The organism is Streptomyces griseobrunneus (genome assembly GCF_046713465.1).
GTDB classification, from domain to species: Bacteria; Actinomycetota; Actinomycetes; order Streptomycetales; family Streptomycetaceae; genus Streptomyces; species Streptomyces microflavus.
The window spans coordinates 4,520,774-4,545,612 of sequence record NZ_CP177080.1 but is presented as its reverse complement, the minus strand read 5'-3'; the positions used below and the strand labels follow the sequence as shown (position 1 = coordinate 4,545,612).

Below are 24,839 nucleotides of genomic sequence, written 5' to 3'. Positions count from 1 at the left end.
ACGGGGACGGAGGCGGTTGTCATGGCGCAGGGCGAGGTGCTCGCATTCGAGGACTACGTACGCACACGGCAGGAGGCGCTGCTGCGCAGCGCACGTCGTCTGGTCCCTGACCCCGTGGACGCGCAGGACCTTCTGCAGACCGCCCTGGTGCGGACGTACGGCCGGTGGGACGGCATCGCCGACAAGTCCCTCGCCGACGCCTATCTGCGCCGCGTCATGATCAACACCCGTACGGAGTGGTGGCGGGCGCGCAAGCTCGACGAGGTGCCCACCGAGCAGCTGCCCGACGCGAGCGTCGACGACGGCAGCGAGCAGCGCGCGGACCGCGCCCTGCTCGTGGACATCCTCGGGATCCTGGCTCCGAAGCAGCGCAGCGTCGTCGTGCTGCGACACTGGGAGCAGATGAGTACGGAGGAGACGGCCGCGGCGCTCGGCATGTCGGCCGGTACGGTCAAGAGCACGCTGCACCGGGCGCTGGCGCGTCTGCGGCAGGAGCTGGAGAACCGTGAGCTGACGAGCCGCGAGGCGGTCGCCCGGGAGACCGGGGGCCGCCGGGAGACCGGGGGCCACCAGCAGGCCGAGCGACGCCGGGAGACCGGGAACGACCGGAGTGCGGCGCCCGCCGTCACCGGCCGGGTCCCGGCCCAGCGGTCGAAGGTCACCTCCGTCACGGCCGCGCGGGGACACACACCGGTGCGGCACGACGGGCGTCACGACGAGCGGGGGCGGGAGCGGTGCGCGGCCTGACAGCCAGCAGCGACAGCAGCGAGAACGGCAGCGGGACGGGTACCGACGACGGGGGCTCCTCCGGGAGACCCCACCGGAACCGCGGGTTCCGGGCAGGTATGGCGGCGAGTGGTACGGCCCTGGCCGGACTCGCCGCCTTCGGGCTGTTCGGCATCGGCTGCACCACCGGCGGCACCGGTACCCGCGACGAGGGCCCCGCCGGCAGTCAGCCGGTCGCCCAGGTCTCCCCCCGGCCCACCCCCTCCGGCACGACCCCGGTCACCAAGCGCGTCAACGCCGTGGCCCTCCTCAAGGGGGACCCCGCGGTGAGCGAGCGGGTCCGGGAGGGGCTCCAGCCCTGTGCGGGCAAGGCCTATCCGGTCGACACCTCCTACGGCTCGATGACCGGCGGCCCGTCCGCCGATGTCGTGGTCAACGTGATGAGCTGCGCCGATTCGGTGAGCATGGGGACGTACGTCTACCGGGCCCGCGAGGACGGCTCGTACGAGAACGTCTTCATGGCCGAGGTCCCGGCCGTCTACGGAACCATCGACCGGGGCGACCTCGTGGTGACGACCCAGGTCTACGGGTCGAAGGATCCGCTGGCCTATCCGTCCGGCTCCGAGGTGGTCACCTACCGTTGGGCCGACGAGCGCTTCACCGAGCACGACCGGGTGCACAACGACTTCAGCCGTGCCGTCGACGGCACGGACATCGAGGCGCCCACGCAGACGGTGCCGGAGGACCAGGCCGAGCCGGCCGAACCGAGCGGGAACTGAAAGCGAGACGCAACGTCCATGGCCGAGACCCATGTCCTCTTCGTCGAGGACGACGATGTCATCCGTGAGGCCACCCAGCTCGCCCTGGAGCGGGTCGGCTTCACGGTCACCGCGATGCCCGACGGGCTCTCCGGCCTGGAGGCCTTCCGGGCCGACCGGCCGGACATCGCGCTGCTCGATGTGATGGTGCCGGGGCTCGACGGGGTCAGCCTGTGCCGCCGTATCCGGGACGAGTCGACCGTGCCCGTGATCATGCTCTCCGCGCGGGCAGACTCCATCGACGTGGTGCTCGGACTGGAGGCCGGGGCGGACGACTACGTCACCAAACCCTTCGACGGCGCGGTCCTGGTCGCCCGCATCCGGGCCGTGCTGCGCCGCTTCGGCCACGCGGCCGGGCCGGAGGGCACGGGCCAGGGCGGTACGGAAGGGGAGGCCGAGGGGCTCGGCGGGGTGCTGGCCTTCGGCGACCTGGAGATCGACACGGACGGGATGGAGGTGCGGCGCGCCGGTGAGCAGGTGGCGCTGACGCCCACCGAGATGCGGCTGCTGCTGGAGTTCTCCTCCGCGCCCGGCACCGTACTCTCCCGCGACAAGCTCCTGGAGCGGGTCTGGGACTACGGCTGGGGCGGCGACACCCGGGTCGTGGACGTCCATGTCCAGCGGCTGCGCACCAAGATCGGCCAGGACCGGATCGAGACGGTCCGCGGCTTCGGCTACAAGCTGCGCGGATGAGGCGGGGATGAGCACGGGGGACCGAGCGGCCGGTGGGGCGCGGATGACACGGGGGACGAGGCGGCCGGTGAGGCGCGGATGAAGCGACTGGCCCTGCGGACCGGTGTCCGCTGGAAGATCAGCATCGCCATCGCCGCGGTCGGCGCGCTCATCGCGGTGGCGCTGAGCCTCGTGGTGCACAACGCGGCCCGGGTCTCGATGATCGAGAACGCCCGCGAGGTGCAGCTGGAGCGGCTGCTGGGCGCGCAGCGGTTCTACGAAGCGACGAGCATGCAGAAGAACGCGCCCAAGTTCGGCGCGAAGCTCAACGACCCGACGATCCCGGCGAGCCTGCGCGACGAGGTCCGCAAGAACCGGCGCGCCACGCATGTGGCGGAGAGCGCCGACGGGGCGCCGGACGTGTGGGCGGCCGTGCCGCTGGCCAACGGGGACGTGCTCTCGCTGCACACCCGGTTCGCGGACCGCTCCGCCACGATCATGGACGACCTGGACCGGGCGCTGATCATCGGTTCGGTCTCGGTGGTCTTCGGCGGCTGCGCGCTCGGCGTCCTGATCGGCGGCCAGCTCTCGCGCCGGCTGCGCAAGGCGGCGGCCGCGGCGGGCCGGGTCGCCGAGGGCCACACCGATGTACGGGTCCGGGAGGCCGTGGGCGGGGTCGTCCGGGACGAGACGGACGAGCTGGCGCGGGCGGTCGACGCGCTGACCGACGCGCTGAACGAGCGGATCGAGGCGGAGCGCCGGGTCACCGCCGACATCGCCCATGAGCTGCGCACCCCCGTCACCGGGCTGCTCACGGCGGCCGAGCTGCTGCCGCCGGGCCGCCCCACCGAGCTGGTACGGGACCGGGCCCAGGCGATGCGGACGCTGGTCGAGGACGTGCTGGAGGTGGCCCGCCTGGACAGTGCCTCGGAGCGGGCGGAGCTTCAGGAGCTGCCGCTCGGGGAGTTCGTCAGCCGTCGGATCGGGCTGCTGGACCCGGACGTGACCGTGCAGGTGGTGCACGAGTCGTGGGTCTCCACCGACCCGCGCCGGCTGGAGCGGATCCTGGGCAATCTCCTCGGCAACGCCGCCAAGCACGGCTCCACCCCGGTGGAGGTAACGGTGGAGGGCCGGGTGGTACGGGTCCGGGACCACGGTCCGGGGTTCCCGGAGGAGCTGCTGCGGGACGGGCCGAGCCGGTTCCGTACCGGCTCCATGGACCGCGCCGGGCACGGGCACGGGCTGGGCCTGACGATCGCGGCGGGCCAGGCGAGGGTGCTGGGGGCCCGGCTGACCTTCCGGAACGCGGCGCCCTCGGGTGCGGCGGAGGGCAGGGGCGGGGCGATCGCGGTGCTGTGGCTGCCGGAGCACGCGCCGACGGCGACCGGGAGCTTCCCGATGCTGAGGACGGCGGACGAGCGGCAGCCGCAGGGCTGAGTGAGCCCTCCCGTACCCGCCTGCGACAACGCCGACGGCGACCCCGAGGAATGAGCCGTGAGGCTGTCCTCGACGTCGCCGTCGGTCGGGTGACCCGGGCGCACGCCCCGGGTACCGGGGTGTAACGGGTCCACTGACTCTGTTCGGTTGTGCTGCGCGCCCGCCGGGTGCCGGGTGCCTGCTGGTGCCTGGCCCGGGGTCGCGCGGTTACGCCGGCCGGATCAGATGGAGACGTGCACCGAGCGCAGGAACGCGGCGGGGTTCAGCGCCGAGCCGTAGTTAGGGCTGGTGCGGATCTCGAAGTGCAGGTGCGGGCCGCTGGAGTTTCCGGTGTTGCCGGACAGGGCGATCTTCTCGCCCGTCTTGACCTTCTCGCCGATCTTCACGTTGATCTTCGACAGGTGCGCGTACTGCGAGTACTTGCCGTTGGAGTGCTTGATCACGACGGCGTTGCCGTACGCGGGGCCGTCGCCGCCGCCGTTCGGGCCGGCCTTCACGACGGTGCCGGTGTGGGCGGCGGAGACCGGGGTGCCGATCGGCACGGCGAAGTCCTGGCCGGAGTGCTTGGCGGCCCAGCGGGCGCCACCGGTGCCGTAGCTGGCGCTCAGCGTGTACTTCTTGACCGGGGCCTTCCAGGAGGCGGCGTTCTTCTTGGCCGCCTTCTTCTTGTCCTCGGCCTTCTTCTTCGCGTCGGAGGCCTTCTTGGCCGCCGTCTTCTTGGCCGCGTCGGCGGCCTTGCTCTGCGCGGCCGCCTGCTGGGCGACCGACTGGGCGGTGGTGCCCGCGGCGAGGGGAGCGGCGGCGTCTGCGTTGCCGGCCGCGAACGCCGAGCCTGCACCCAGCACCACGGACGCTCCCAGGCCGGCGGCCAGGACTGCGCCACGGATGCGGGAGGCGGACGGGCGGATGGTGTGCTGGTTCGTTGCGCGCTTCATACGGTGAAGTCCTCCGAAGGTGAGTGGACCCGGCGTGCTGTCCGGGCTTGCTCCACCTTGGTAACCCGCACCCCCGCCGGTGCTCAAACACCCCATCTACGAAGGAAAGCCGTAGAACGCCCCCTGGGAATTCACCTCGGTTGCCCCGTTTCGGGAGGCGGGAGCGGGCGACGAAATCCCTCACCCGAATAGGGTTTAAACGCTGCCCTGGAGGCACTTTTCCGGATATGGCACCAGTAGCAGGCCGTATCGACCGCCCTGCCGGGGCCGCCTCCGCCTGCCGGGCCGAAGGTCCCCCCACCGGTCCCGGCGCCATCTCCTAGCGCGGGTAGTAGGCGTGTTTCGGCCTGTGCGCCTTGTCACCGCCGGTGGGACCTGAGTCCTTCCGATTCGGGACCTTCGGCCCGCTACGTCACTACGCTGACGGGAAAGCGGAACCGCACCCCGGGGGGACCACCATGACGGCCGAGAACACCCACGACCTGGACGGCATCGAACTCGCCGATGCCGTCGAATCCATCCGCAACCAGCTGGTGGAGGCGGCGGCCCGGGCCACTGGCCGACCGCTCGCCTTCGCGGTCGGGGACATCCAGATGGAGTTCACCCTCGAACTGCGCAAGGAGGCCAAGGCGGGCGGCAGGGTGAAGGCCTGGGTGGTCGAGGCGGGCGCGGACGCGTCCCGGGCCACGGGCCGTACGCACAAGGTGGCGTTCACGCTGAGCCCGCGGAACGGGGTGACCGGGGAGGCGTGGGAGATCGGTACCGAGGACGACGGCTCGACGGCGGGCTTCGGTGACGGGGCCGGATCGGGCGGGGACACGGCGGGCTCCGGTGGCGGGGCGGGCCGCCCGTGAGCCCGGCCAACCCGCTCGTCACCCACCTCGGCGACCGTACGGTGGCCGTCTCCGCGATCCGCCAGGGCAGCGGCGTCCTGCTCACCGACCGGCTGGTCCTGACCTGCGCCCATGTGGTCAAGTCCAGGTCCGTCCTCATCGCCCACCCCGCGCGCCCGGACCGCATACGGGCCACCGTCGCCTGGATCGACTACCAGCTGGACGTGGCACTCCTGGAGGCCGTCGAGCCGGTGCGGCGCGTGCCCCCGGCCCGTCTCGGCCTGCTGGACACCCGCGAGGCGATCCCCGGCTGCGAGATCACCGGCTTTCCACAGGTCCAGCGGTACGGCCCCGACAGGCGGCTGGAGGTGGACCAGTACACGGCGACGGTCCCGCCCATGGCGGGCCGGGTGCGTGACCTGCTGGTCTGCGATCTCGACGGACCGCCCGCCGCACGCCCGGACGGAGAGCCCGCGGCCCTGTCCGGGCTCTCCTGCGGCCCGGTCTTCGTCGGGGACGTACTCCTGGGCATCGCCCGGCAGGTCCCGCTCCGGCGGGACGGCCGCCGGGTCGAATGCGTCCCGCTCGACCCGGTCCTCGCGGCGGAACCCTTCGCGCAGGCCTACCGCAGGACCGGCGCCCTGCTGCGCCACGAACGGGTCCACGGCCATTTCCCGGGGGACACGCGGCACGAGGCGGGGTACGCGCGGCACTGGGCGTCGCGTACCGCCGTACGAAGATCTTCGGCCTCGACGAGCTGAGCAGGCACGACTCCGAATGGGACCTGGACACGGCCTACCTCAGCCTGGAGGCCCAGGCGCAGAGCTCGCCGTCCCGGACCGCCGAACCCACCCCGCCCCACCCCCAGCGCATCGACACCCTCCTCACCGACCGCCCCCGGGTCCTGCTGCGCGGCGAGGCGGGCGCGGGCAAGACGACCCTGCCGTGGTGGCTGGCCGCCCACGCCTCGGCACACACCCTCGACGACGGTCTGGCCCCGCTGAACGGCCTGGTCCCGTTCGTGGTGCCGCTGCGCACCCTGCGGGCCCGTGGCGGCATGTTCCCGAGGCCCGCGCAGCTCGCCGACGCGGGGGCCCTGGCGATCGATGCGGCCCCGGAGGGACGGGCGGGCCGGGTGCTGGAGTCCTGCCGCGCGTTACTGCTGGTGGACGGCTTGGACGAGGTGCAGCCGCGCGACCGTGAGCAGGCGCACAGCTGGCTCTCGCAGCTGCTGGCCCGCTACCCGGAGACCCGGTGCGTGGCCACCGTACGGCCGCTCGCCGTCGAACCGGACTGGCTGCGCTCGGAAGCCTTCGCGGAGTTACGCCTGCTGCCGATGCGGAACGAGGACATCCAGGCGTTCGTGGCCTCCTGGCACCGGGCGGCCCGGCCCTCCGAGGAGGACGACGCCGAGCGCCTGGACGAACTGGAACGCGATCTCTCCCGCCAGTTCGACCAGAACTCCACGCTCCGTGACCAGGCGCGTACGCCCCTGCTCTGCGCGGTGATCTGCGCCCTGCACCGCCGCAGCGAGGGCTTCCTCCCGGAGACCCGGTGGAAGCTGTACCGCTCGGCGCTGGAGATGCTCCTCGGCCACCGGGACCAGCGCCGCCGGATCGGTGACCCCGAGGGCATCGACCTGAGGATTTCCCATGAGGTGGGAATCGTGCTCATCGGCGCGGAGGAACTGGACGACCGTCTCTTCTGACCCGCGAAAAGGGGCTGCCCCGGACCCGGCCGTAAAGCCGATTCCGGGGCAGCCCCTTCACACACGCTCGGACTCACGCCCTACAAACGCGTCACGCTTCCTTCGACAGGTTCGGGCCGGCGCCGCCTGCCGCCTGCTCGATCGGGGGGACGTCGGGCAGAGCCGACTTCTCCTCGCCGCGGAACGAGAACTTCTTCTCGTCGCCCTCGCCCTCGACGCCGACGACCACGATGTGACCGGGGCGCAGCTCACCGAAGAGGATCTTCTCGGAGAGGATGTCCTCGATCTCGCGCTGGATCGTCCGGCGCAGCGGCCGGGCGCCCATCACGGGGTCGTAGCCCTTCTTCGCCAGGAGCGACTTGGCCTCGGAGCTGAGCTCGATGCCCATGTCCCGGTCCCTGAGCCGCTCGTCCACCTTGGCGAGCATGAGGTCGACGATCTGGATGATGTCTTCCTCGGTCAGCTGGTGGAAGACGACCGTGTCGTCGACACGGTTGAGGAATTCCGGCCGGAAGTGCTGCTTGAGCTCTTCGTTGACCTTGACCTTCATCCGCTCGTAGTTCGTCTTGACGTCGCCCTGGGCGGCGAAGCCCAGGTTGAAGCCCTTGGAGATGTCCCGGGTCCCGAGGTTGGTCGTCATGATGATGACCGTGTTCTTGAAGTCCACGACCCGGCCCTGGGAGTCGGTCAGGCGACCGTCCTCCAGAATCTGGAGCAGGGAATTGAAGATATCGGGGTGGGCCTTCTCGACCTCGTCGAAGAGGACGACGGAGAACGGCTTGCGGCGCACCTTCTCGGTGAGCTGGCCGCCCTCTTCGTACCCCACGTAACCGGGGGGCGAACCGAAGAGGCGGGAAACCGTGTGCTTCTCGCTGAACTCCGACATGTCGAGGGAGATCAGCGCGTCCTCGTCGCCGAAGAGGAATTCGGCGAGCGTCTTGGAGAGCTCCGTCTTACCGACACCGGACGGACCGGCGAAGATGAACGAGCCACCGGGGCGCTTCGGGTCCTTCAGACCGGCTCGCGTACGGCGGATCGCCTGCGAGAGGGCCTTGATGGCGTCCTTCTGCCCGATGACGCGCTTGTGGAGCTCGTCCTCCATGCGCAGCAGACGGGAGGACTCCTCCTCCGTCAGCTTGAAGACCGGGATGCCGGTGGCGGTGGCCAGGACTTCGGCGATGAGCTCGCCGTCGACCTCGGCGACGACGTCCATGTCGCCGGCCTTCCACTCCTTCTCCCGCTTGGCCTTCGCCGCCAGCAGCTGCTTCTCCTTGTCGCGGAGGGAAGCTGCCTTCTCGAAGTCCTGGGAGTCGATGGCCGACTCCTTGTCGCGGCGGACACCCGCGATCTTCTCGTCGAACTCGCGGAGGTCCGGCGGCGCGGTCATCCGGCGGATGCGCATCCGGGAACCGGCCTCGTCGATCAGGTCGATCGCCTTGTCCGGCAGGAAGCGGTCCGAGATGTACCGGTCCGCCAGGGTCGCGGCCTGGACGAGGGCCTCGTCCGTGATGGAGACCCGGTGGTGGGCCTCGTAACGGTCGCGCAGACCCTTCAGGATCTCGATGGTGTGCGGCAGCGACGGCTCCGCGACCTGGATCGGCTGGAAGCGGCGCTCTAGGGCCGCGTCCTTCTCCAGGTGCTTGCGGTACTCGTCGAGCGTGGTGGCACCGATGGTCTGGAGCTCGCCCCGGGCCAGCATGGGCTTCAGGATCGAAGCCGCGTCGATGGCGCCTTCCGCGGCACCCGCACCGACCAGCGTGTGGAGCTCGTCGATGAACAGGATGATGTCGCCGCGGGTGCGGATCTCCTTGAGGACCTTCTTCAGGCGCTCCTCGAAGTCACCCCGGTACCGGGAGCCGGCGACGAGTGCGCCGAGGTCCAGGGTGTAGAGGTGCTTGTCCTTGAGGGTCTCGGGCACCTCGCCCTTGACGATCGCCTGGGCCAGGCCCTCGACGACCGCCGTCTTGCCGACGCCGGGCTCGCCGATGAGGACCGGGTTGTTCTTGGTCCGGCGGGACAGCACCTGCATGACCCGCTCGATCTCCTTCTCGCGCCCGATGACCGGGTCGAGCTTGGATTCACGAGCGGCCTGGGTGAGGTTCCGGCCGAACTGGTCGAGCACCAGGGAGGTGGAGGGCGTGCCCTCCGCGGGGCCGCCTGCGGCCGCCGTCTCCTTGCCGCCCGAGTATCCGGAAAGCAGCTGGATGACCTGCTGCCGGACCCGGTTCAGGTCGGCGCCCAGCTTCACGAGGACCTGGGCGGCGACGCCCTCGCCCTCGCGGATCAGGCCGAGCAGGATGTGCTCGGTGCCGATGTAGTTGTGGCCCAGCTGAAGGGCCTCGCGGAGCGACAGCTCCAGGACCTTCTTGGCTCGCGGGGTGAAGGGGATGTGCCCGGAAGGAGCCTGCTGCCCCTGCCCGATGATCTCCTCCACCTGCTGGCGGACCGCCTCGAGCGAAATCCCGAGGCTCTCCAGGGCCTTAGCGGCGACACCCTCACCCTCATGGATCAGGCCCAGGAGGATGTGCTCGGTGCCGATGTAGTTGTGGTTGAGCATCCGGGCTTCTTCCTGAGCCAGGACGACAACCCGCCGCGCGCGGTCGGTGAACCTCTCGAACATCGTTAATCGCTCCTCAGAGCGGTCGGTCAGTGAGGGGTCGGTCCCCTCCCAGTCCTTCCGCATGCTAGTCCCGCAGGACGGGACAGCTCATTCCAACTGCCGACATCCGTCCGGATCACCCCGCACCAGCGGGGATTCTTACTGCCGAACAGCTGACAACTGCTCCAACCCGATGGTGCGAGACGATGTTCCCGCAGGCCAGGCAGATACCCCTTTCGCCAGTACGCCGATGGCGAACGTGAGACGCCTCGGCCTGCGTGTCGCCCCTTCCCACTAGGAAAGTCTTACCCGCAATCACTGACAGTCCATGCGGCGCGCCCCGGTTCCCTCCGCTACGGGCGAACAACCTTGCGCTGCCGAACACTCCCGCGCACCCCCGAAAGCCGGACTCAGCGTGACGGGCAAGGGGCTCTGCGTAACTTCGGGGGTGGCCGGCCGGTTCATCGGACATGGCCCTCACTGTCCCGCCGCCCCGATCGTCACCCGATGCCGGTCCGGGTCCCGCCGCGCTCGCCCGGTGGTACGAGCGGAAGCTCGGCTGGGCGACCGAGGGGCGCGCTCCGCTGCGGCTGCTCACCGGGCTCCGCTTCGACGTGCTGGAACTTCCCGCCGAGGCCGGTCATGCCCTGCTGCGCCGCCCTGTGCGTACCGGTCCTGTGCTGCTGAGCGGCGGGCGGATGGGGCTGCTGGTCGCCGCGGGCGGCGCCGATGAGCTGCCGGGGCTGCTCGACTGGCTGGAGTGGGGTCCGATCGCGCTGGATCTGACCGCTGTGGGGGCGGGGGGCCGGATCAGGGCTCCGTCACCCCGGGGTACGGGCTCGCCGGGGGCCGCCGTGTGGCTGCGGCCCCCCGAGCCGAGGCATACGCCCGGGCCGGCGCTTCCCGCTCTCGCGGGCTTCGGGAGCAGCGGTGGGGATGCCCCCGATCTCGTACGCCTGGTGGACGCCGCGGCGACGGAATGCCATCGGGTCCGGTTGTCGCGTGCCCGGGGCGGGCTGCGTAACGGCAGTCCGGCAGATCAGCCGTTGGCCTTCTCGTAAGCCTCGCGGATCTCGGCGGGAACGCGGCCTCGGTCATTCACGTTGTGGCCGTTCTCCCGCGCCCACCGGCGGATTTCCGCGGTGTCCTTGTTGCCGCCGACGACGGCGCGGCCCTTGCCGCGGCCCGTGGCGGCACGGCCACCGGTGCGGCGGCCACCCTTGGTGTAGGGCTCGAGAAGGCCGCGAAGCTTGTCCGCATTGGCCGTGGTGAGGTCGATCTCGTACGTCTTGCCGTCAAGCGCGAACGTCACGGTCTCGTCCGCCTCGACACCGTCGAGGTCATCGACAAGAAGGACCTGAACCTTCTGTGCCACGGGATTTCCTTTCATCGAAAATGGAGTACGCGGAAAGGAAACCGCTTTTCTCGGGAAAACACAAACCCCCGGGAGAGGTTCAGGGGATCGAGAACGCGGGAAACGTGCGCGATTCGGACATAGGGATGCAGGGCTACTGCAGATCACAGGTGCAGAAGCATCCGGCTGTTGCCCAAGGTGTTCGGCTTCACTCGTTCGAGACCGAGGAACTCGGCGACGCCCTCGTCGTAGGAACGCAGCAGCTCACTGTAGACATCTGTGTCGACCGGCGTCTCTCCGATCTCGACGAACCCGTGCTTCGCGAAGAAGTCCACTTCGAAGGTGAGGCAGAAAACCCTACGCACCCCGAGCCAGCGGGCGGTCTGCAAGAGCTTCTCCAGTACGTGATGCCCCACCCCGGCGCCCTTGATGCGGGGGTCGACGGCGAGAGTACGGACTTCCGCGAGGTCTTCCCACATGACATGGAGAGCGCCGCAGCCGATGACCCGGGCATCCTCGTCGCGTTCCGCGACCCAGAACTCCTGGATGTCCTCGTAAAGGGTGACGGTGGCTTTGTCGAGCAGGATGCCGCCGGACACGTACCCGTCGAGGAGCCTGCGTACGGATGACACATCGGTCGTCCTGGCCCGGCGTACGGTGATGGCGAGCTTATTTACCGACGGGTCGGTATGAAAGTCGGTATCCGGTTCGGTTTGCGGCTGCTCTGAGGACATGCCCCGACGCTATCGCCCGCTCTCCGGCTCCGTGTCATCGGCCGGGGCTCCACCTTCGGAGGCTCCGGCGGTCGGTTCCGCATCATTGGGGGAAACCATACGAACAGCGTTCTGAAGTGCTTCGCGCTGCTCCGGCGACATCATGCCGAAGAAGGCGACAAGGGCGGCGGCCGGGTTGTCACTGTGTGACCAGGCTTCGTTCATCAGTGCGGCCGAGTAGGCGGCCCTGGTGGAGACGGCCGTATATCGATATGCCCGGCCGTCCACTTCCCTGCGGACCCAGCCCTTCTGATGGAGATTGTCCATTACCGTCATCACCGTCGTGTAGGCGATGGACCGTTCCTGCTGGAGGTCCTCAAGGACTTCCCGCACGGTGACCGGACGGTTCCATTGCCAGACGCGTGTCATCACGGCGTCTTCCAGCTCTCCCAATTGGCGGGGCACGGGATCACTTTAGTGCTAGATGTCCCGAATGGCTGGTTATTTGTGCAGCCAAAAGAGCGCACGGCTCTCATGAGCCGTGCGCTCCAGGGGTGGTGCGAAGGTTCCGCGGTTCCGGTGGACCGCTCCCGCCTTCAGGCATTCTCCGGACGAGCGGTCTGCTTTACGGATTCCGCGCGGGCGATCGCCGCGTCCACGGCGTCGTCCTCCTTGGCCTTGTTCGGACCGCCCTGGCTCTTGACGATCGTCACGACCAGGCCGATGAAGAAGATGGCCATCACCACGGGGGGCACGAGCGCGGATACGTAGTCCATGCCGTCCAGAGTAGCGAGCCCCGTACGACGGGAAGCGGCGACCTCCCGGTGGAGGCCGCCGCGTCCGTGGGCAGGGCGGGGTCAGCCCGCCGCGCGCTCCTCCTCAGACGGGGGCGGTGCGGGGCGGCGGCGGGGCGGGAAGACCTCGGAGGGCTTGGGCATCGGGCGCGGCCCGGGGGCCGGTGAGCGGCCGGGAGTGGGGGCGGCCGGAGCCTTGGGGCGTTCCGTTTCCCGGTCGGCGGCCCGGCCGCCGGGCAGGGCGAGCAGCCGGCTGCGGGGGCCGGGGGCCACCAGGGCGGCGGAGCGGCCGGCGAGCCGGGCCCTTACGGAGCGCTCGGCAAGGATCTGGCAGCGCTCCAGGAGGGCCGCGGCGAGCGGTTTCCCGCGCAGGGCGCGCAGGGCCGCCAGATCGTCGGCGCGGGGGTCGTATCCGGCCGCCAGGGCGTCCTGGAGGAGCTCCAGATAGCCGGTGACGGAGCCGGGGAGGGCGGCGCGGTAGCGGGCGAGGTCTGCGAGGAGGAACGCTTGCAGCCGGCCCGCCTCCCCGACCGCCTCGTCCACGGAGCCCGCGAGCCGCAGGCAGTCCTGGACATCCTCGTCGGACAGGGGCATGGGGTGGAGGGCGATGGCGAGGGCACGTCGGAGCACCCGCAGCTCGTCCGCGCTGAACGCCATGCCGCCTCGTGAACCGTAGGGCGTGGGCATAACGCGACAATACGTGCTAAATGGACAAAATCCGTTTAACTGGTCGTCAGTGGCGCGGCGTCCGCGAACGGGGTCCTGAGCCGCCGCCGGCGCTCCGTCGGCAGCCGTTCCCGCTGGTACGCCGCGCCCGTGCGGCCGGACCGTGCCGGACCGGCTACGACCGGGACACGTTCCGCTCGTAGACCAGGCGCAACCCGATGAGCGTCAGCCACGGCTCGTGCTCGTCGATCACGGAGGACTCCCCCAACACCATCGGAGCAAGGCCGCCGGTCGCGATGACCGTGACGTCGTCCGGGTCGGCGGTCAGCTCCTTCTTCATCCGGGCCACCACCCCGTCGACCTGGCCCGCGAAGCCGTAGATGATGCCGGACTGCATGGCCTCGACGGTGTTCTTGCCGATCACGCTGCGCGGCCGGGCCAGCTCGATCTTGCGGAGCTGGGCGCCCTTGACGCCGAGCGCCTCGACGGAGATCTCGATGCCGGGGGCGATGACCCCGCCCGCGTACTCCCCGCGTGCGGAGACCGCGTCGAAGGTGGTGGCGGTGCCGAAGTCGACGACGATCGCCGGGCCCCCGTACAGCTCGACGGCGGCGACCGCGTTGATGATGCGGTCCGCGCCGACCTCCTTCGGGTTGTCCATCAGGACCGGCACGCCGGTCTTGACGCCGGGCTCCACCAGGACGGCGGGGACGTCCCCGTAATAGCGGCGGGTGACCTCGCGCAGCTCGTGCAGGACCGAGGGGACGGTCGCGCAGATCGCGATGCCCTCGATGCCGTCGCCCAGCTCCATGCCGAGCAGCGGGTGCATGCCCATCAGGCCCTGGAGCAGGACCGCCAGCTCGTCGGCGGTGCGGCGGGCGTCGGTGGAGATCCGCCAGTGCTCGACGATCTCCTCGCCGTCGAAGAGGCCGAGGACCGTGTGCGTGTTGCCGACGTCGATGGTGAGCAGCATCAGGCGCCGGCCCCGTCGGTGGTGGACGCGTCGCGGAAGTCCAGGCCGATGTCGAGGATCGGCGAGGAGTGGGTGAGCGCCCCGACGGCCAGGTAGTCGACGCCCGCGTCCGCGTAGGCGCGGGCCGAGTCGAGGGTGAGGCGGCCGGAGGATTCGAGGACCGCGCGGCCGGCTACCAGGGCCACCGCCTCGGCCGTCTCGGCCGGGGTGAAGTTGTCCAGCAGGATCAGGTCGACGCCCGCGTCCAGCACCTCGCGGACCTGCTCCATCGTGTCGACCTCCACCTCGATGGGCAGGTCGGGGAATTCGGCGCGGACGCGCTTGAACGCCTCCGCGACCCCGCCCGCCGCGATGACGTGGTTGTCCTTGACCAGGGCCGCGTCGGAGAGCGACATCCGGTGGTTGACGCCGCCGCCGCAGCGCACCGCGTACTTCTCCAGCGCGCGCAGGCCCGCCGTCGTCTTGCGGGTGTCGCGGACCTGGGCCCTGGAGCCCTCCAGCACGTCCGCCCAGGCGCGGGTGGCGGTCGCGATGCCGGAGAGGCGGCAGAGCAGGTTGAGCGCGCTGCGCTCGCCGGTCAGCAGGTCGCGGGTGCGGGTGGTGACGGTGAGCAGCTTCTGGCCGGGGGCGATGCGCTCGCCGTCCTCGACGTGCCGCTCGACCTCGAACTCCTCGGTGCAGACGATCGACAGGACCGCCTCGGCGACCCGCAGCCCGGCCACGACCCCCGCCTCACGGGCGGTGAAGTCACCGGTGATCACTGCGTCCTCGGGAACGGTCGCCACGGTCGTGACGTCCACCCCGCCGTCGAGGTCCTCCTCGATCGCCACATGGGCGACGTCCTCGACCTGGACGGGGTCGAGCCCCGCCTCGGCCAGCAGCAGGGCGAGCGCCGGGTCCAGGCCGCACTCCAGGGCTTCGGGGTCGAATCCGTCGTCACCGCCGCAGCCGCAGCCGTCGCCGCAGCCTCCCGAGGGCGCGGAAGGTGCGGGCGCGCCGACCCGGATCAGCGGTACGTCCACAGGTGTGGGGCGCGGATTCTCTTCGGGCGTGGACACGGTTGCGGCTCCTCGGGGCGTGGCGGGTGGTGCGGGTGCGGCTCGCGCCGCTGCTTTCCAGCAGTCTGCTCAATCCGCCGGGCGTACGGGCGGGAATGCGGCGGTCTCCGTGCGGTGGACGACCGGGGTGCGGTCCGGGGCGATGCGGACGACCAGGTGGCGGCGCCAGTGCTCGTCGTCGCGGTCGGGCCGGTCCTCGCGCCAGTGGCAGCCGCGGGTCTCCTCGCGCTCCCGGGCGGCGGCGACCAGGACCCGGGAGACCAGCAGCAGGTTGGTGACCTCCCAGGCGTCGACCCCGGGGACCGCGTCCTTGGGGTCGACGGCGTCCGCGTCGGCGGCGGCGCTGCGGTGCAGGGCCTCCAGCTCCTCGGCGGCGGTGGCCAGGCTCGCGGCGGAGCGCAGGACTCCGGCGCCCCGGGTCATGGTGCGCTGGATCGCCGTACGGGCCTCGGGGGCCAGCAGCGCGACGGGGTCGTCGGTGCCCTCGCTCGCGGCTTCCGCCGGTTCGGTGCGGGGCGGGCGGGTCTCGGCGATGTCGGCGGCGATGCGCTCGGCGAAGACCAGGCCCTCCAGGAGGGAGTTCGAAGCCAGCCGGTTCGCCCCGTGCACGCCCGTGCAGGCGACCTCGCCGCAGGCGTACAGGCCGGGGACGGTCGTCCGGCCGCGCAGGTCGGTGCGGATGCCGCCGGAGGCGTAGTGCGCGGCCGGGGCGACCGGGATCGGCTCGGTGACCGGGTCGATGCCGTGGGTGCGGCAGGCGGCCAGGATGGTGGGGAAGCGCTGTTCCCACATCCGGGCGCCGAAGTGCCGGGCGTCCAGATACATGTGCTCGGTGCCGTGCTCGTGCATCTGCCGGGTGATGGCCTTGGCGACGATGTCGCGGGGGGCCAGCTCGGCCAGCTCGTGCTGTCCGAGCATGAAGCGGGTGCCGGTCGCGTCGACGAGATGGGCGCCCTCGCCGCGTACCGCCTCGGAGACCAGCGGCTGCTGGCCCTCGGAGTCGGCGCCGAGGAAGAGGACGGTCGGGTGGAACTGGACGAACTCCAGATCGGAGACCTCCGCCCCGGCCCGCAGCGCCAGCGCCACGCCGTCGCCGGTGGAGACGGAGGGGTTGGTGGTGGCGGAGAAGACCTGGCCCATGCCGCCGGTGGCGAGGACGACCGAGGGGGCGCGGACCGCGCCGACGCCGTCGTGCTGGCCCTCGCCCATGACGTGCAGGGAGACCCCTGCCGTACGGCCTTCGGCGTTGGTGAGCAGGTCCAGGACCAGGGCGTTCTCGATGGTGTGCAGGGCGGCCGAGCGGACCGCCTCGACCAGGGCGCGGGAGATCTCCGCGCCGGTCGCGTCACCGCCCGCGTGGGCGATGCGGCGGCGGTGGTGGCCGCCCTCGCGGGTCAGCGCTATGTCGCCGCTGTCGGTGGTGTCGAAGGTGGCGCCGGTGGTGATCAGGCGGCGGACGGCGTCGGGGCCCTCGGTGACCAGGACCCGTACGGCCTCCCCGTCGCACAGGCCCGCGCCCGCGACGAGGGTGTCGTCCAGATGCTGCTCGGGGGTGTCGCCCTCGCCGAGCGCCGCGGCGATACCGCCCTGGGCCCAGCGGGTCGAACCGTCGTCGAGCCGCGCCTTGGTGACCACCACGGTGTCCAGGCCGGCGGCCGCGCAGCGCAGGGCGGTGGTGAGACCGGCGACTCCGGAGCCGACCACCACGACGTCCGCGTCGATGGCCCAGCCGGGGGCGGGGGCGGTCAGCCGTATTCCGGTCACGAGAGGGCTCCGAAGGTGAGGGGGATGTTGTCGATGAGGCGGGTGTCCCCGACCCGGGCGGCGACGGCGAGGACCGCCTCCCCGCTCTCGCGGTCGTCGGGGATCTCGGTGAAGTCCGCCGGGTCGACCAGGGCCAGGTAGTCCAGGACGAGGGGGCTCCTGCCCCGGGCGGCGGCCTCGTCCAGGACCGCCCGCGCGGCGGCCCGCACGGCGGCGGGCGCCCCGTTCGGCCGGGCCAGGGCCACGGCCTGGGCGTCGGCGGCGGCCCGGGCCTCGCCGAGCCGGTTGAGCCCGGCGGCCCGGTCGTCGCCGCCGGGCGCGGTGGCCTTGGCCCGCTCGTGCAGCGCCTGCTGGGCGGCGAGCCGGTCGCGCGCCGCGAACAGGGCGCGGGGCAGGGCGAGGGCGGTGTGCCGCTCCTGCGGGGAGAGGAAACGGTTGCGGCTGGAGAGCGCGAGGCCGTCGGGGTCGCGGACGGTGGGGACGCCGGTGATCCGGACGCCGAAGTTCAGGTCGCGGACCATGCGGCGGATCAGGGCGAGCTGCTGGGCGTCCTTCTGCCCGTAGAACGCCTCGTCGGGGCGGGTGAGGTGGAGAAGCTTGGCTACGACGGTGAGCATGCCGTCGAAGTGGCCGGGGCGGGAGGCGCCTTCGAGACGCTCGCCCATGGGGCCCGCGGTGATCCGGACCTGCGGCTCGCCGCCGGGGTAGACCTCGTCCACGCCGGGGGCGAAGACGGCGTCGGCGCCGGCGGCCGCGGCGGTCTCCAGGTCGGCGTCCAGGGTGCGCGGGTAGCGGTCCAGGTCGGTCGCCTCGCCGAACTGGAGCGGGTTCACGAAGACCGTGACCACGACCTGGCCGTCCGGGCCCGCCGCCTCACGGGCGGCGCGGATCAGGGTGGCGTGGCCCTCGTGGAGGGCGCCCATCGTCATGACGACGGCCCGCTCTGCCCCGGCGGGGCGGGGCAGCGCGTCGAGCTCGGCGGCGGTGCGGAGGAGGGCGGGGGCGGTGCCCTGGAGGGGCGTGGGGCCCGTGCTTCCCGTACGGCTGCTGGTGGTCATCGGGTCTCCCCCGGTCCGGGGCGGCTTTCCTGGTCGGCCAGGGCGACGAGCAGGTCCTCCGCCAGCTCCGGCTTGAGGAGGCCGTGGGCCAGTGCCCGGTCGGCCGTGGCGCGGGCCATCGCGAGGTAGCCCCCCACCATCTGCGGGGCGTGCGTGCGCAGCTCGCCGATGTGCGCGGCGACCGTGCCCGCGTCGCCCCGGGCCACCGGGCCGGTCAGCGCGGCGTCGCCGGAGCGCAGGGCGTTGTCCAGGGCGGCGCCCAGCAGCGGGCCGAGCATCCGGTCCGGGGCGGTGACCCCGGCCTTGGCCAGCAGCTCCATCGACTCGGCGACCAGGGTGACCAGGTGGTTCGCGCCGAGGGCGAGGGCCGCGTGGTAGAGCGGGCGGGACTCCTCGGCGATCCACTCCGGCTCGCCGCCCATCTCGATGACCAGCGCCTCGGCTGCCAGCCGCAGCTCCTCGGGGGCGGTGACCCCGAAGGAGCAGCCCGCCAGCCGCTGGACGTCGACGGAGGAGCCGGTGAACGTCATCGCCGGGTGCAGCGCGAGCGGCAGGGCCCCGGCCCGCAGCGCGGGGTCCAGGACCCGGGCCCCGTACCGCCCGGAGGTGTGGACGAGCAGCTGTCCCGGCCGTACGGCACCGGTCTCGGCGAGCCCCTCGACCAGGGAGGGCAGCGCGTCGTCGGGGACGGTCAGCAGCACCAGCTCGGCGCGGGCGAGGACCTCGGCGGGCTCCACCACGGGAACGTCGGGGAGCAGGGTTGCCGCGCGGCGCCGGGAGGCGTCGGAGACGCCCGAGACGGCCACCGGACGGTGTCCGGCGAGCTGGAGTGCGGCGGCGAGTGCGGGGCCGACGCGGCCCGCTCCCACGACGCCGACGGTGAGGCGGGCGGGGCGGTCCCTCGCGTCGAGGGGTTCCTTCGGAACTGTCGTATTCACGCGGCGATGGCCTTCCGTTCCAGTCCGCGGGGGGTACCGGACGATTTCTCTGCATGCTACGCCAGCGTTTCGGCGAAGCCCGCCCACCGCCCACAGCCTGTGGATAACTCTGCGGGGCGGACGGGAAACACCCGGGCGTGCCGTCAGTGGTCCGGGGGATGATCGTCCCATGACAGCCATGGATGAGCAGGAGCAGCGGCGGCGCCGACTGGCCGCCTGGCGCGGGTCCCGACTGGTGCTGGCGCGCCGGTCCACGGACCGCACGGTGGGCGACGGGCTCGCGGCGCTGGCGGCCGGGGCCGGTTCCGTACACGATCCGGACGACGCGGTGGATGTGTACGGGGGCGGGGTCGTCGCCGCTCTGGAGCGGCGGGTGGCCGGGCTGCTGGGGACGGAGGCGGCGGCGTTCTTCCCGACCGGGACCATGGCCCAGCAGGTCGCGCTGCGGTGCTGGGCGGGGCGCACGGGCAACGCGACGGTGGCGCTGCACCCCCTGGCCCACCCGGAGCTGCACGAGGAGGGGTCGCTCGGGGCGGTGAGCGGGCTGCGTACGGTGCACCCGACGTCGGCGCCCCGGATGCCGAGCGCCGAGGAGGTGCGGGACTTCCCCGAGCCGTTCGGCACACTGATGCTGGAGCTGCCGCTGCGGGACGCCGGGTTCGTCCTGCCCACGTGGGACGAGCTGGAGGAGACCGTCGCGGCGGCCCGGGAGCGGGACGCGGTGGTCCATCTGGACGGGGCGCGGCTCTGGGAGTGCGGTCCGCACTTCGGGCGGGGCCTTCAGGAGATCGCGGCGCTCGCGGACAGCGTGTACGTGTCCTTCTACAAGTCGCTGGGCGGGCTGTCGGGGGCCGCGCTGGCGGGGCCCCCGGTGCTGGTGGAGGAGGCGCGGGTGTGGCGCCACCGGTACGGGGGGCAGCTTTTCCAGCAGTACCCGGCGGCGCTCTCCGCCCTGATCGGGCTGGACCGGGAACTGCCCCTGCTGCCGACGTACGTGGCCCACGCCAAGGTGGTGGCCGGGGCGATGGCGGAGGGGTTCGCGGCGGCGGGGGTGCCATGGTTCCGGGTGCATCCGGAGCCGCCGCACACGCACCAGTTCCAGGTCTGGCTGCCGTACGGGGCCGAGGTGCTGGACGAGGCGTCGTTGCGGCAGGCGGAGGAGACGGGGGTGACGTTGTTCCGGCGGTGGGGGTCCGGGGCGGCGGGGGCGGCCGGGTTGCCGCCGGGGGTTTCGGTCACCGAGGTGACGGTTTCTGGGGCCGGGCTCGAGTGGTCCGCGGAGGATGTGCGGGAGGCGGTGGGGGTGTTCGTGGGGCTCCTGGCGTAGGGCCTTGCCGAGTGGCCGGCCCCCGGCGTCAGGGTTCCGTCCTCAAACGCCGGACGGGCTGGGAGCGTGTCGGGGGGTGGGTCAGCCAGTGGTGGTAGAGGTCTCGCAGGGTCTTGCGGTCGTGGCGGCCCGGCGGGGGCGGGGCGGGCTCGCCGAGGCAGGCCGCGCGGTAGGTGTCGAGCATGTGCTGCTGTATGGCGTCCATGTATCCAGCGTGCGCAGGTCATGGCGGGTCCGCCCGTTGATTGACGGCCACCGTCAAATGAAACGACGGCCCGTCCGCGTACCCGCACTATGGACGGGTGAGCGTGTACATAGACATCGCGGGCCTGCCCTCCGATCGCATCGAATTCGCGACCTCCCCCCTCGCCGAGCTGGGGGTCGCCCTGCACGCGCTCTCCGAGCCCGGACACCACCCCGGCGTGCACGGCTGGGCCACCGCGACCGCGGCGGCGCTGGAGCCCGATCTCGCCGACCGGCTGCTGGAGGCGGAGTTCCTCTGGCGGAACACCTTCTCCGACGTCTTCATGCCGTTCGCCGGAATCCGCGGGGGCGACGGCAGGACCGGGGCGAACCTCGCCGAGGACCTGGACATCCTGGACCGGCTGGACGACGAGCGGTTCGTCACCGCCGCACTGGAGTTCACCTGCGCCGGCCTCTACGGGGCGGGCTCCGCGTCACCGCTGTCGGACCCGGGGATGCGGGCCCGCGCCCTGGAGATGGCGGCGGCACGCGGCCCCCGGCAGGTGGAGTTCACCCATCGGCTGCTGGCCGACCCCGCCCCCGTACGCCGCTGGATCCGGCGGCTCTTCGAGGACCTCGACGAGGCGTTCTTCGCGGACACCTGGCGCCGGGTCTCGGTCCAGCTGGTCGCCGACGCCCGGCACAAGACGGAGCTGATGCGGCGCAAGGGCGTCGGGGAGGCGATGGGGGCGGTCTCCGCCGCCATGACCCTGGACGAGGAGGCGGGCAGGCTCTCCGTCGACAAGCTGGCCGAGGGCCGGACCACCGCCGTCGACCCAGCCGTCGGCACCGGGCTCACCCTGATGCCCAGCAGCTTCGGCTGGCCGCACCTGATGGTGCTGCACGCCCCCGGCTGGCGTCCGGTGATCCACTACCCGGTCCGGATGCCCGACCTGCCGACCCCGGCATCCGTGGAGCTGCTCCAGCTCCGGATGGAGGCCCTGGCCCACCCGATGCGGATGCGCCTGTGCCGCAACCTGGCCCGCTCGGCGTACACCACCGGCGAACTCGCCGACTCGCACAGCATCACCGCGCCCGAGGTCTCCCGGCACCTGTCGGTCCTCAAGAAGGCCGGCCTGATCACGACCCGGCGCCGTGGGCGCTACGTGCTGCACCAGCTGGACCTGACGGTCGTCGCCCGCATCGGCAGCGACTTCCTGGAGGGCGTGCTGCGGTAGGGCCTGTCGTCGGGCGGTCCTCAGCCCGCTCCCCCGCCCGCGCGCACCAGGCCCGTCTCGTAGGCGAGGACGACGACCTGGACCCGGTCGCGCAGGTTCAGCTTAGTGAGGATGCGGCCGACGTGGGTCTTGACCGTCGCCTCGGAGAGAACGAGGTGGGCCGCGATCTCCCCGTTCGAGAGGCCCTGCGCGACGAGGAGCATCACTTCGCGTTCGCGTTCGGTGAGCTTCTCGATGTGCTTGTTCCTGGGCTCCTTCTCGCTGCTGGGCAGCATCGGCGAGAAGCGGTCGAGCAGGCGGCGGGTGGTGGAGGGGGCGACCACGGCGTCACCGCTGTGCACCGAGCGGATCGCGGAGAGCAGCTCGGCCGGCGGCACGTCCTTGAGCATGAAGCCGCTGGCCCCCGCCTTGAGCCCGGAGAAGGCGTACTCGTCCAGGTCGAACGTGGTCAGGATCAGCACCTTCGGCGGCTCCGGCTGGGCGCAGATCCGGCGGGTCGCCTCGACGCCGTCCAGACGGGGCATGCGGACGTCCATCAGGACCACGTCGACCGCCGTGGCGCGCAGGATCTCGATCGCCTCGGCGCCGTCCCCGGCCTCGGCCACGACCTCCATGTCGGGCTGGGCGGCCAGGACCATCCGGAAGCCCGTACGCAGCAGCACCTGGTCGTCGACGAGCATCACGCGGATGGCCATGGGGTGTGTCCTGTCCTGTATGGGTGGTAGGGGGTTGCTCTGGGGGCGGGGGCGTCAGTCGGCGGGCTTGAGCGGCAGCAGCGCGCTGATCCGGAACCCGCCGCCGGGCCGCGGCCCCGCGTCCAGGGTCCCGCCGACCATGCCGACGCGCTCCCGCATACCGATCATCCCGTGCCCGGCGCCGTCCGCGCCGCCGTCCTCGTACAGCTCGTGCGCCGCGCCCCGGCCGTCGTCCTCGACCAGCAGCCCGAGGCCGTCGTCGAAGTAGACCAGCCGGACACTGGCCCCGGCGTCGGGGCCGCCGTGCTTGCGGGTGTTGGTGAGGGCTTCCTGAACGATGCGGTACGCGGTCAGCTCCACGCCGCTCGGCAGCGGGCGGGCGGTGCCCTCCACCTTGAAGTCCACCGCCAGACCGGTCTGGCGGACCTGGTCGATCAGGTCCTCGATCTGCTCCACGTCGGGCTGCGGGACGTACTCCCCGCCCTCCCGGGTGTCGCCGGTCCTCAGCACCCCCAGCAGCCGACGCATCTCGGCCAGCGCCTGCCGACCGGTGGAGGAGATGGTCTCCAGCGCCTGCCGTGCCTGGTCGGGCGCCGCGTCCATGACGTACGCGGCGCCGTCGGCCTGAACCACCATCACGGAGACGTTGTGCGCGACGACATCGTGCAGTTCGCGGGCGATCCGGGCCCGCTCGGCGGCCACCGCGACCTTGGACTGCGCCTCGCGCTCCCGCTCCAGCCGGGCGGCGCGCTCCTCCAGCTGGTTGAAGTAGGCCCGCCGGGTCCGCAGCGAGTCGCCCATCACCCAGGCCAGCACGAACGGCACCGTCATGATGACCGTCACGAAGATCTGCTGGGGCCAGGAGCCGCCCGGCTCGGCCTCCCAGCGCAGCTGCGACAGGCCCGCCGCGCTCAGGCTGCAGATCAGGGCGAGCCGGGAGGCCCAGCGCTCCCCGATCGTGGCCACCGTGAAGGTGATCACCAGCATCGCGAAGTTGCCGATGCCCGGCCGGACGCCGAAGACCAGCTGGCAGACGCCCACCGCGATGGCGAGCAGCAGCATCTTCTCCGGGACCCGTCGGCGCAGCGCCACCACCGTGGAGAGCCCGAGCGCAACCGGAACGGCGAGGATCTCCTCCCGCCCGGTGTCGTACATGCCAGACACCATCGACATGCCGGAGAGCCCGAGGAGGACGACCGCCCAGAAGACGTCGACGCCCGTCGGGTGTCTGCGGAGAAAATCGTAGAGGCGCTGCACGTAGCCCAGCGTAGGGACAACGGATAGGTGCCCGGGTCAACCGGAGGGTCGATCCAGATCCTGGGACCGTACTCCCCAAGGTGGAGACTTGCCCACATGACGGAGGAGTGGCAGGGGTGGCGGAAGGCGGCGGAGACCGCTTTGTACGGGGACGAGGGCTTCTACCGGAGTCCGGTCCGGAGCCCGGACGGGCCCGCGGGCCACTTCCGTACGTCGGTCCACGCATCGCCCCTGTTCGCGCGGGCGGTGGCCGGGCTGCTGGCCCGGACGGCGGCGGAGCTGGGCGTCGGCACGGTGGACCTGGTCGATGTCGGGGCCGGGCGCGGTGAGCTGCTGACCGGGGTGCTCGCCGCCGTCCCGGAGGGGCTGGAGGTGATCCCGTACGGGGTGGAGGTCGCCGCCCGTCCCCCGGGGCTGGACCCCCGGATCGTCTGGTGCGCCGAGCCGCCCCGGGGCGTCACCGGGCTGCTGTTCGCCAACGAGTGGCTGGACAACGTGCCGGTGGAGGTGGCGGAGGCGGACGGGGACGGCGTCGCCCGGTACGTGCGGGTGCGGAGCCCGGACGGGGCCGAGCGGCCGGGTCCGCCGGTGACCGGGAGGGACGCGGAGTGGCTGGAGCGGTGGTGGCCGCTGTCGGCGCCCGGTGAGCGGGCGGAGATCGGGCTGCCCCGGGATCTCGCCTGGGCGCGGGCGGTGGGTTCGCTGGACGCCGGGCTCGCGGTGGCGGTGGACTACGCGCATGTACGGGGCCGGCGGCCGCCCTTCGGGACGCTGACCGGGTTCCGGGGCGGGCGGGAGGTGCACCCGGTGCCGGACGGCTCCTGCGACCTGACCGCGCATGTGGCGCTGGACGCGTGTGCGGCGGCCGTCACTCGCGGAGTCGCCGAACTCACCGACCAGCGGGCGGCGCTCGGCTGGCTGGGGGTCTCCGGCGACCGGCCGCCGCTGAGCCTGGCCGCCTCCGATCCGGCGGGATATCTGCGGGCGCTGTCGGCGGCGGGCGAGGCGGCGGAGCTGACCGCGCGCGGCGGGCTCGGCGACTTCGGCTGGCTGCTGCACCGGGTGGAGTCACCGGAGCACGGGTGACCGCCGG

The 24,839-nt window shown here is 72.0% G+C and carries 24 protein-coding genes and 1 pseudogene; 10 read left to right on the top strand and 15 right to left on the bottom strand.

Annotated features, from left to right (window positions below):
* Positions 1-21 precede the first annotated feature (21 nt).
* From ACK8N7_RS20735 to cseC, 4 genes are all read left to right on the top strand, one after another.
* Positions 22-747 carry a SigE family RNA polymerase sigma factor gene (locus ACK8N7_RS20735; protein ID WP_403214838.1) on the top strand — a complete coding sequence of 242 codons (726 nt, stop codon included), beginning with the start codon at positions 22-24 and terminating at the stop codon, positions 745-747.
* A gap of 98 nt (positions 748-845) precedes the next feature.
* On the top strand, positions 846-1,505 hold the full coding sequence (locus ACK8N7_RS20730) for a hypothetical protein (RefSeq protein ID WP_032775725.1): 660 nt from the start codon (positions 846-848) through the stop codon (positions 1,503-1,505).
* Positions 1,506-1,523: 18 nt separating this feature from the next.
* Positions 1,524-2,237 (top strand): two-component system response regulator CseB, encoded by a 714-nt coding sequence (gene cseB, locus ACK8N7_RS20725; protein ID WP_403214836.1) that lies wholly within the window; start codon positions 1,524-1,526, stop codon positions 2,235-2,237.
* 78 nt (positions 2,238-2,315) lie between these two features.
* Entirely contained in the window at positions 2,316-3,653 is a 1,338-nt protein-coding gene (cseC, locus tag ACK8N7_RS20720) for a two-component system sensor histidine kinase CseC (RefSeq protein ID WP_403214834.1), read from the top strand.
* 221 nt (positions 3,654-3,874) lie between these two features.
* Here cseC and ACK8N7_RS20715 read toward each other — a convergent pair whose 3' ends face one another.
* The gene (locus ACK8N7_RS20715) at positions 3,875-4,588 is read right to left on the bottom strand and encodes a M23 family metallopeptidase (protein ID WP_500443629.1); all 714 of its coding nucleotides are present in this window, start codon (positions 4,586-4,588) and stop codon (positions 3,875-3,877) included.
* A 458-nt stretch (positions 4,589-5,046) separates the two neighbouring features.
* Here ACK8N7_RS20715 and ACK8N7_RS20710 point away from each other — a divergent pair, with 458 nt between their 5' ends.
* Together ACK8N7_RS20710 and ACK8N7_RS20705 are read left to right on the top strand one after the other, a co-directional pair.
* On the top strand, positions 5,047-5,442 hold the full coding sequence (locus ACK8N7_RS20710; RefSeq protein WP_403214830.1) for a trypco2 family protein: 396 nt from the start codon (positions 5,047-5,049) through the stop codon (positions 5,440-5,442).
* Positions 5,439-7,090: pseudogene (locus ACK8N7_RS20705) on the top strand (NACHT domain-containing protein); the annotation flags it as partial. The gene ACK8N7_RS20710 and the pseudogene ACK8N7_RS20705, both read left to right, overlap by 4 nt.
* Before the next feature lie 130 nt (positions 7,091-7,220).
* Here ACK8N7_RS20705 and ACK8N7_RS20700 read toward each other — a convergent pair.
* Positions 7,221-9,749 carry an ATP-dependent Clp protease ATP-binding subunit gene (locus tag ACK8N7_RS20700; protein WP_015609331.1) on the bottom strand — a complete coding sequence of 843 codons (2,529 nt, stop codon included), beginning with the start codon at positions 9,747-9,749 and terminating at the stop codon, positions 7,221-7,223.
* 449 nt (positions 9,750-10,198) lie between these two features.
* Here ACK8N7_RS20700 and ACK8N7_RS20695 point away from each other — a divergent pair, with 449 nt between their 5' ends.
* The gene (locus ACK8N7_RS20695; protein WP_500443626.1) at positions 10,199-10,789 is read left to right on the top strand and encodes an SCO3374 family protein; all 591 of its coding nucleotides are present in this window, start codon (positions 10,199-10,201) and stop codon (positions 10,787-10,789) included.
* On the opposite strand, the gene ACK8N7_RS20690 is transcribed toward ACK8N7_RS20695, so the two are convergent.
* From ACK8N7_RS20690 to ACK8N7_RS20645, 10 genes are all read right to left on the bottom strand, one after another.
* Positions 10,768-11,103 (bottom strand): histone-like nucleoid-structuring protein Lsr2, encoded by a 336-nt coding sequence (locus ACK8N7_RS20690; protein WP_398822558.1) that lies wholly within the window; start codon positions 11,101-11,103, stop codon positions 10,768-10,770. The two genes, ACK8N7_RS20695 and ACK8N7_RS20690, sit on opposite strands and share 22 nt — an antisense overlap.
* Before the next feature lie 143 nt (positions 11,104-11,246).
* Positions 11,247-11,816, bottom strand: coding sequence for an amino-acid N-acetyltransferase (locus ACK8N7_RS20685; protein ID WP_403214825.1), 570 nt, complete (start codon positions 11,814-11,816; stop codon positions 11,247-11,249).
* A 9-nt stretch (positions 11,817-11,825) separates the two neighbouring features.
* Entirely contained in the window at positions 11,826-12,260 is a 435-nt protein-coding gene (locus ACK8N7_RS20680) for a BlaI/MecI/CopY family transcriptional regulator (protein ID WP_403214823.1), read from the bottom strand.
* A gap of 131 nt (positions 12,261-12,391) precedes the next feature.
* Positions 12,392-12,571, bottom strand: a complete 180-nt coding sequence (locus tag ACK8N7_RS20675) for a hypothetical protein (RefSeq protein WP_015609335.1) — start codon at positions 12,569-12,571, stop codon at positions 12,392-12,394.
* 81 nt (positions 12,572-12,652) lie between these two features.
* Entirely contained in the window at positions 12,653-13,246 is a 594-nt protein-coding gene (locus tag ACK8N7_RS20670; protein ID WP_403214883.1) for a hypothetical protein, read from the bottom strand.
* A gap of 184 nt (positions 13,247-13,430) precedes the next feature.
* The gene (locus tag ACK8N7_RS20665) at positions 13,431-14,228 is read right to left on the bottom strand and encodes a type III pantothenate kinase (protein WP_015609337.1); all 798 of its coding nucleotides are present in this window, start codon (positions 14,226-14,228) and stop codon (positions 13,431-13,433) included.
* Entirely contained in the window at positions 14,228-15,250 is a 1,023-nt protein-coding gene (nadC, locus tag ACK8N7_RS20660) for a carboxylating nicotinate-nucleotide diphosphorylase (protein WP_355122639.1), read from the bottom strand. Before nadC ends, ACK8N7_RS20665 begins: the two co-directional genes overlap by 1 nt.
* 105 nt (positions 15,251-15,355) lie before the next feature.
* Complete coding sequence (locus tag ACK8N7_RS20655) at positions 15,356-17,050, bottom strand: L-aspartate oxidase (RefSeq protein ID WP_500443623.1); 1,695 nt, start codon at positions 17,048-17,050, stop codon at positions 15,356-15,358.
* A complete protein-coding gene (gene panC / locus ACK8N7_RS20650) occupies positions 17,047-18,108 on the bottom strand; it encodes a pantoate--beta-alanine ligase (RefSeq protein ID WP_500443621.1) in 1,062 nt (353 codons plus the stop codon). Before panC ends, ACK8N7_RS20655 begins: the two co-directional genes overlap by 4 nt.
* On the bottom strand, positions 18,105-19,046 hold the full coding sequence (locus ACK8N7_RS20645; RefSeq protein ID WP_015609341.1) for a Rossmann-like and DUF2520 domain-containing protein: 942 nt from the start codon (positions 19,044-19,046) through the stop codon (positions 18,105-18,107). The genes panC and ACK8N7_RS20645 overlap by 4 nt, the downstream gene beginning before the upstream one ends.
* A 169-nt stretch (positions 19,047-19,215) precedes the next feature.
* Between ACK8N7_RS20645 and ACK8N7_RS20640 the strand changes: the two genes are divergently transcribed.
* Positions 19,216-20,373, top strand: coding sequence for a threonine aldolase family protein (locus tag ACK8N7_RS20640; RefSeq protein ID WP_500443619.1), 1,158 nt, complete (start codon positions 19,216-19,218; stop codon positions 20,371-20,373).
* 28 nt (positions 20,374-20,401) lie between these two features.
* Here the strand turns inward: ACK8N7_RS20640 and ACK8N7_RS20635 are convergent, their stop codons facing one another.
* The gene (locus ACK8N7_RS20635) at positions 20,402-20,578 is read right to left on the bottom strand and encodes a hypothetical protein (RefSeq protein ID WP_403214815.1); all 177 of its coding nucleotides are present in this window, start codon (positions 20,576-20,578) and stop codon (positions 20,402-20,404) included.
* A 103-nt stretch (positions 20,579-20,681) separates the two neighbouring features.
* On the opposite strand from ACK8N7_RS20635, the gene ACK8N7_RS20630 reads away from it, so the two are divergent.
* Positions 20,682-21,794 (top strand): DUF5937 family protein, encoded by a 1,113-nt coding sequence (locus tag ACK8N7_RS20630; protein WP_403214881.1) that lies wholly within the window; start codon positions 20,682-20,684, stop codon positions 21,792-21,794.
* Between the two features lie 20 nt (positions 21,795-21,814).
* Here the strand turns inward: ACK8N7_RS20630 and ACK8N7_RS20625 are convergent, their stop codons facing one another.
* Both ACK8N7_RS20625 and ACK8N7_RS20620 read right to left on the bottom strand, forming a co-directional pair.
* Positions 21,815-22,489, bottom strand: coding sequence for a response regulator transcription factor (locus ACK8N7_RS20625; RefSeq protein ID WP_403214813.1), 675 nt, complete (start codon positions 22,487-22,489; stop codon positions 21,815-21,817).
* A 54-nt stretch (positions 22,490-22,543) separates the two neighbouring features.
* Positions 22,544-23,746 carry a sensor histidine kinase gene (locus ACK8N7_RS20620; RefSeq protein ID WP_403214811.1) on the bottom strand — a complete coding sequence of 401 codons (1,203 nt, stop codon included), beginning with the start codon at positions 23,744-23,746 and terminating at the stop codon, positions 22,544-22,546.
* A 96-nt stretch (positions 23,747-23,842) separates the two neighbouring features.
* On the opposite strand from ACK8N7_RS20620, the gene ACK8N7_RS20615 reads away from it, so the two are divergent.
* Positions 23,843-24,832, top strand: a complete 990-nt coding sequence (locus ACK8N7_RS20615; RefSeq protein ID WP_500443616.1) for an SAM-dependent methyltransferase — start codon at positions 23,843-23,845, stop codon at positions 24,830-24,832.
* The last annotated feature ends 7 nt before the right edge of the window (positions 24,833-24,839 follow it).

Coding starts and splice junctions, on each gene's coding strand:
- ACK8N7_RS20735 (WP_403214838.1), top strand. CDS start 22: ATGGCGCAGGGCGAGGTGCTCGCATTCGAGGACTACGTACGCACACGG.
- ACK8N7_RS20700 (WP_015609331.1), bottom strand. CDS start 9,749: ATGTTCGAGAGGTTCACCGACCGCGCGCGGCGGGTTGTCGTCCTGGCT.
- ACK8N7_RS20715 (WP_500443629.1), bottom strand. CDS start 4,588: ATGAAGCGCGCAACGAACCAGCACACCATCCGCCCGTCCGCCTCCCGC.
- cseC (WP_403214834.1), top strand. CDS start 2,316: ATGAAGCGACTGGCCCTGCGGACCGGTGTCCGCTGGAAGATCAGCATC.
- ACK8N7_RS20670 (WP_403214883.1), bottom strand. CDS start 13,246: ATGGCGTTCAGCGCGGACGAGCTGCGGGTGCTCCGACGTGCCCTCGCC.
- ACK8N7_RS20615 (WP_500443616.1), top strand. CDS start 23,843: ATGACGGAGGAGTGGCAGGGGTGGCGGAAGGCGGCGGAGACCGCTTTG.
- cseB (WP_403214836.1), top strand. CDS start 1,524: ATGGCCGAGACCCATGTCCTCTTCGTCGAGGACGACGATGTCATCCGT.
- ACK8N7_RS20710 (WP_403214830.1), top strand. CDS start 5,047: ATGACGGCCGAGAACACCCACGACCTGGACGGCATCGAACTCGCCGAT.
- ACK8N7_RS20640 (WP_500443619.1), top strand. CDS start 19,216: ATGACAGCCATGGATGAGCAGGAGCAGCGGCGGCGCCGACTGGCCGCC.
- ACK8N7_RS20695 (WP_500443626.1), top strand. CDS start 10,199: ATGGCCCTCACTGTCCCGCCGCCCCGATCGTCACCCGATGCCGGTCCG.
- ACK8N7_RS20685 (WP_403214825.1), bottom strand. CDS start 11,816: ATGTCCTCAGAGCAGCCGCAAACCGAACCGGATACCGACTTTCATACC.
- ACK8N7_RS20730 (WP_032775725.1), top strand. CDS start 846: ATGGCGGCGAGTGGTACGGCCCTGGCCGGACTCGCCGCCTTCGGGCTG.
- ACK8N7_RS20665 (WP_015609337.1), bottom strand. CDS start 14,228: ATGCTGCTCACCATCGACGTCGGCAACACGCACACGGTCCTCGGCCTC.
- ACK8N7_RS20675 (WP_015609335.1), bottom strand. CDS start 12,571: ATGGACTACGTATCCGCGCTCGTGCCCCCCGTGGTGATGGCCATCTTC.
- ACK8N7_RS20635 (WP_403214815.1), bottom strand. CDS start 20,578: ATGGACGCCATACAGCAGCACATGCTCGACACCTACCGCGCGGCCTGC.
- ACK8N7_RS20625 (WP_403214813.1), bottom strand. CDS start 22,489: ATGGCCATCCGCGTGATGCTCGTCGACGACCAGGTGCTGCTGCGTACG.
- panC (WP_500443621.1), bottom strand. CDS start 18,108: ATGACCACCAGCAGCCGTACGGGAAGCACGGGCCCCACGCCCCTCCAG.